5 protein-coding genes are annotated in these 3,246 nt (G+C 47.1%); all 5 read left to right on the forward strand.

Annotated features, from left to right (window positions below; all coding sequences use genetic code 11):
* The first annotated feature begins 226 nt into the window (after positions 1 to 226).
* The 5 genes from F6K20_RS30785 to F6K20_RS30800 all read left to right on the forward strand — a co-directional run bounded on the left by F6K20_RS30785 (position 227) and on the right by F6K20_RS30800 (position 3,198).
* Positions 227 to 433: a hypothetical protein gene (locus tag F6K20_RS30785; protein WP_229414480.1), complete on the forward strand. Its 207-nt coding sequence runs from the start codon at positions 227 to 229 to the stop codon at positions 431 to 433.
* Positions 375 to 737: a hypothetical protein gene (locus F6K20_RS30790; protein ID WP_044493148.1), complete on the forward strand. Its 363-nt coding sequence runs from the start codon at positions 375 to 377 to the stop codon at positions 735 to 737. Before F6K20_RS30785 ends, F6K20_RS30790 begins: the two co-directional genes overlap by 59 nt.
* Positions 738 to 790: 53 nt before the next feature.
* Positions 791 to 901, forward strand: a complete 111-nt coding sequence (locus F6K20_RS40235; RefSeq protein ID WP_353737167.1) for a DUF6760 family protein — start codon at positions 791 to 793, stop codon at positions 899 to 901.
* A gap of 339 nt (positions 902 to 1,240) precedes the next feature.
* Positions 1,241 to 1,795, forward strand: a complete 555-nt coding sequence (locus tag F6K20_RS30795; RefSeq protein WP_229414482.1) for a phage tail protein — start codon at positions 1,241 to 1,243, stop codon at positions 1,793 to 1,795.
* The gene (locus tag F6K20_RS30800; protein ID WP_008184141.1) at positions 1,795 to 3,198 is read left to right on the forward strand and encodes a hypothetical protein; all 1,404 of its coding nucleotides are present in this window, start codon (positions 1,795 to 1,797) and stop codon (positions 3,196 to 3,198) included. The genes F6K20_RS30795 and F6K20_RS30800 overlap by 1 nt, the downstream gene beginning before the upstream one ends.
* The last annotated feature ends 48 nt before the right edge of the window (positions 3,199 to 3,246 follow it).

Raw genomic sequence — 3,246 nt, forward strand, 5'->3', positions numbered from 1 at the left:
CAGTAGGGAATAGGGTGTAGGGTGTAGGGTGTAGGGTGTAGGGTGTAGGGTGTAGGGTGTAGGGTGTAGGGTGTAGGGTGTAGGGAGTAGGGAGTCGGGAGTCGGGAGTGTCAATTAGGTTTCGTTAGATTCCGCGCTTTGCTGCAAGCAACCTACACCTGTTACCAACTGCCAATTCCCAATTCCCAATTCCCAATTCCCGTTCCCCTCCTGGGAGGGGTTAGGGGTGGGTTCCGATTCCCGATTCCCAATTCTAAATTCTAAATTCTCAATTCCCGACTCCCGACTCCCGATTCCCGACTCCCGATTCCCGATTCCCAATTCCCGATTCCCAATTCTAAATTCTAAATTCTCAATTCTAAATTCCCCACAAGATAATGCAGACAGAGTTTCCTTTTACCCTACCCCAGGGCTACGTAGATTCGGAGGGTAATCTCCATCAAGAAGGCATGATGCGGATGTCCACAGCCTACGATGAGATTATGCCCTTAAAAGACCCTAGGGTTCAGGCTAATCCAGGTTACTTGGTGATTATCCTGCTGTCGCGGGTGATCACTCGTCTGGGCAGCTTAGACTATATCAATCCCGTCATGATTGAGGGTCTATTCTCGGCTGACTTAGCCTATCTGCAAGACCTCTATCAACGGATTAACCAAAATGGTCACAGCCGCCTTTTAGTTTCTTGTCCTCATTGTCAAGGAGAGTTTGAAGTGGAGACTGCTACGTTGGGGGAGTAACTTGCTACCCCTCCGAGAGGCTGTTAGAGGAGGTAGCCTATATTGCTTATCACTTGCACTGGTCCTACGACCAGATTATGAGTCTGGATCATCAAGAAAGACAGCGCTGGGTGGCACAAGTGGCAAGTATTAATGAGAAGTTGAATGAGCAGATAATTGGGTAATGGGTAATGGGTAATGGGTAATGGGTAATGGGTAATGGGTAATGGGTAATAGGTAATAGGGAATAGGGAATAGGGAATAGAAAATAGGGAATAGGGACTTCGGAGCAGGGACTTCGGAGCAGGGAGCAGTGAAACAATTATGTGTACCTCATTTGCTAGTCGCAATCGCGCCGAAGCGTGAGGGACTAAGATCTGGCACCAGTACAAAAAAACTTAATAACGGCAGTGATAACAATCAATTTCAGTACTTAAAAAGTCAAATCTTATCACTGTTCCCTGTTCCCTATTTCCTGTTCCCTACCTTGACAGGTAAATTTTAAACTTGAATTGTAGGAGTGAATGATGGCAAGTTTAGCATCGGTTGTGCCTTTAGGAGCAAACGCGGCTTACGCTGGAGTAACTGGGGCGTTGGGAGCTCGCCTTGATCCCTACCAAGGCTTTAACTTCCTGATTGAAATTGAGGGGTTAGTGACTGGTGGGTTTATCGAAGTCAGGGGTCTAGAAAGTGAGATTGAACTAGAGGAGCGTCCTGAGGGAGGTCAGAATCGGTACGTTCATCAGCTACTAGGTCGAACCAAATATCCGAATTTGACCCTCAAACATGGTTTGACAGGTATTGACAGTTTGTGGACTTGGTATCAGGCCACTAGCCGGGGTGTAATTCGGCGCAAGAACGGCACAATTATGCTGCTAGACCGCCAACAGATACCAGCCATGTATTGGAATTTCAAGCAGGCTTTGCCAGTGAAGTGGACTGGTCCAGAGTTTAATGCCAGCAGCAATGAAATTGCTTTCGAGACCATTGAGTTAATTCACAAGGGGATTAGCAAACCACTTCTGAGTCAAGCACTATCTGGAGGACGAGCCGTTGCTGGACTAGCGGGAGCATTGTGATGGCATCTCAACCTCAGGTCAGTAACAATCAGACTTGGTCAGAGAGTCTCAACCCACAACTGACGAGGCGACTTCTGCGCCCAATCGTCAGCCCTGGTGTGATTGGTACTCAAGTCGCAGGGTCAATTATCTCCCGGGTCCAAGGGATGACCAACCAACTGCCCTTAATGGCTAAGTTGATTCAACGCCAGCATCGGTTAGAGGGTCAATCAGCAGAAGCAGTTCCTATCGTCTATGCTCAGCCAATCCGGCCAGCAGCAGAACCGGTAGAGACGGGACATGTTACTTCTCCAATTACCTCTACCAATGTGGCCTCTGGAACTAAAGTAACAGGAGAAGAACTACCTTTGAGATCAACTAGATTTCAGGTGGAAAAAGAAACCTCAGTACAAAAAAGTACAGGGTCAAATTCCCAGAAATCTACAGAAAACCCTACACCCCAAACTTCAAGTTCAATCCCCTCTGAAAGGGGCAAATCTGGGACAAAACCATTAATTGTCCAGGCAAAATTTGTCAACTCCACTAAGAGGAATTCCCGGAGAGTAGATTCTGATAACAAACCCCTAGTTTCTGGTCTTGAATCGTCTAGGGAAACTAGACTATCCTCTGACTTATCCTGGCCAGTTGTGCAAGCCAAACCCATAGACTTCTTGCAGAAGTCGGGAACAGGGAACAGGGAACAGGGAACAGTGGACAAGAATTTAGACAAACACTATCAGAAAACTACTTTACAGTCTAAGCGATCGCTAGGCAGTTCCGGAAACCTGACCCAGTCGCCAGTGATTCAACGCTCCCCAAAGCGATCGCTAATTAAAGAGATAGTTTCTAGCCCATCCCAGGGAAACCAGCCACTGATTCAACGCACTCCGGAGCGACCAGTGATCAAGGAGATAGTCAACAGCCCATCCCAGGGAAACCAGCCACTGATTCAACCCACCCCCGAGCGACCAGTGATCAAAGAGATAGTCAAGAGCCCATCCGAAGGAAACCAGCCACTGATTCAACGCTCCCCGGAGCGACCAGTGGTTAGAGAAATTTCAGGAAAAGATGGTTATCAATTATCTGCTCCCCTGATTTTTTCTGCCTCTGGGGTCAATAGAACGTCAGTTTCTGGCAACGGACTAGGAGTTAGTAGTGGCCCATCTATGGCTCATAATGGCTCTGGAGTTATCCAAAGAATGCCATCTGTCAACGGTGCATCAGTATCAACACCTGTATCAACTACTAGGTTACAGGCAAATACCGTGATTCAGAAAGCATCAGAAAATACTTCAGCCGCTACCACAAATAATCAGTCTGTGGAGGACATTGATGTTGATGAACTAGTAGACAAAGTACACCATAAACTGATGCAGCATCTGACCATAGAAAGTGAGCGGAGGGGATTAACACAATGGCATTAACAGGGTTTAAGAATCTAGCCCAAAAAACACTAAACCAAACCAAAGGAT

Source organism: Moorena sp. SIO2C4, from assembly GCF_010672485.1.
GTDB lineage: Bacteria > Cyanobacteriota > Cyanobacteriia > Cyanobacteriales > Coleofasciculaceae > Moorena > Moorena producens.